Source organism: Streptomyces sp. SID3343 (assembly GCF_009865215.1).
GTDB lineage: Bacteria > Actinomycetota > Actinomycetes > Streptomycetales > Streptomycetaceae > Embleya.
The window spans coordinates 1-404 of sequence record NZ_WWJX01001108.1 but is presented as its reverse complement, the minus strand read 5'-3'; the positions used below and the strand labels follow the sequence as shown (position 1 = coordinate 404).

Genomic DNA, 404 nt, shown 5'->3' with positions numbered 1-404 from the left:
GCCCGCGCCGCCCGGCTCACAGGCGCTGGCGGTCTCGGCGGCGGACCGGGCCGCAGCCGGCGGCCTGGACGTCCTGGCCAAGGGACCCGACGAACAGTACGAACGGCAGACGGTGACGCCGTGGGTCGACGATCTGTACTCCGTCGCCTACGAGCGTACGTACCGCGGCCTGCCGGTCGTCGGCGGCGACGCCGTCGTCCTCGCCGACGGCAAGGGCCGCGTCCGCGCGACCCAGTCCGCGACGAACGCGCGCATATCAACCCAGGTGCAACCGACCGTGGCGGCCTCCGCCGCGGAAACCACCTCCAAGGCCAAGCTCGCGTCGGTGGACAGGGTCGAGTCTCACCGCCTCGTGGTTCGGGTCAAGGACGGTCGGAGCAACCTCGCGTGGGAGACGGTGGTCG

Annotated in this window: 1 pseudogene; it reads left to right on the top strand. The window is 72.5% G+C overall.

Annotated features, from left to right (window positions below):
* Window positions 1-404: pseudogene (locus GT354_RS34565) on the top strand (peptidase M28); the annotation flags it as partial.